The organism is Roseateles sp., from assembly GCF_031397715.1.
In the GTDB taxonomy this organism is placed as follows: domain Bacteria; phylum Pseudomonadota; class Gammaproteobacteria; order Burkholderiales; family Burkholderiaceae_C; genus Paucibacter_A.
The window spans coordinates 1-1,386 of the sequence record NZ_JANNMI010000297.1 but is presented as its reverse complement, the minus strand read 5'-3'; the positions used below and the strand labels follow the sequence as shown (position 1 = coordinate 1,386).

2 protein-coding genes are annotated in these 1,386 nt (G+C 61.3%); both read right to left on the bottom strand.

Features of this window, described 5'->3' with window-relative positions; genetic code table 11:
- The coding region (locus RMO57_RS12870) for an adenylate/guanylate cyclase domain-containing protein (RefSeq protein ID WP_310387195.1) at positions 1–601 on the bottom strand (601 nt) is incomplete at its 3' end.
- A 243-nt stretch (positions 602–844) separates the two neighbouring features.
- On the bottom strand, positions 845–1,386 hold a 542-nt coding region (locus RMO57_RS12865; protein ID WP_310387192.1), incomplete at its 5' end, for a sigma-70 family RNA polymerase sigma factor.

Below are 1,386 nucleotides of genomic sequence, written 5' to 3'. Positions count from 1 at the left end.
GGATGCCGTCTGGCTCGACCGCATGCTGGATCTCGCCGAACTGTGTCGCCGCCACATCGCCTTGCATCGCCTGGTCCAGCACATGTACATGGACCGGCTCGGCGCGGCCGCGAATGGCGATCAGGTCGAGGCTGCGAAAGCGCAGTTTCTTGGCCGTGGGCAGGCCGGTCAAGACCTCGGCGGTGATCAGGGTTTCGTTGTCGCCGGCATGGTTGAGCAGGCGAGCGGCGACATTGACCGCGTCGCCGAAGCAGTCACCATTCATCTCGACCACTTCGCCGCGTGCCAGGGCGACCTGCATGCGCAGCGCCCGCAGGCTAGGCGAGCCGCCTTGACCCATGCCGCGGGCCACCACGCGCTCCAGCATCTCATGCATGCGGATGGCCGCCATCACACCGTCGTTGGGCAACTCGAACACGGCCATCAAGCCGTCCCCCAGCGTTTTCACCAAACGGCCTTTGCTCTCATCCACCGCCTGCGCGATCAGCCCGACCGTCTGGGTCACCAAGGACGTCGCCTCGGCATTGCCCAGCGTCTCGAAAAGCCCCGTGCTGCCACGTAGATCGGCAAACAAAACAGTGCGTTCCCGGATTTGGGTCATGGTCAATGAATGAGAAGAGCTTCAGCTGTGAAATTCTTGGCAGTGTAGCCGTGCCGGATGACGGCGCTGCCATAGACGATCAAACGAAAAAAGGGGCTGGATCGCCCCAGCCCCTTTCGCTTCTGTCAGGTCTTGATCAGAGGTTGTCCAGATACGTGCGCAGCTTGTGCCAGCGGCGCAAGCTCCGGCATGTCCGCTGCGCGGCCATGGCCGCCGATGGCGGCACATACCTAGGCAACCTGATTACAGGTTGTCCAAGTATGTCCTGAGCTTGTCCGACCGACTCGGATGCTTCAACTTGCGGATCGCCTTGGCTTCGATCTGACGAATGCGTTCACGCGTCACGTCGAACTGCTTGCCAACTTCTTCCAGCGTGTGGTCGGTCGACATCTCGATGCCGAAACGCATGCGCAAGACCTTGGCTTCGCGCGGAGTCAGGCTGTCGAGGATGTCTTTCACCACATCGCGCAGACCGGCTTGCATGGCCGCTTCGATCGGTGCGGTGTTGTTGGTGTCCTCGATGAAGTCGCCCAGATGCGAATCGTCGTCGTCGCCGATCGGCGTTTCCATCGAGATCGGCTCCTTGGCGATCTTCATGATCTTGCGGATCTTGTCCTCGGGGATCTCCATCTTCTCGGCCAGCGTCGGCGCATCCGGCTCGAAGCCGAATTCCTGCAAATGCTGACGCGAGATGCGGTTCATCTTGTTGATCGTTTCGATCATGTGAACCGGGATGCGGATGGTGCGGGCCTGGTCGGCGATCGACCGGGTGATGGCCTGACGGA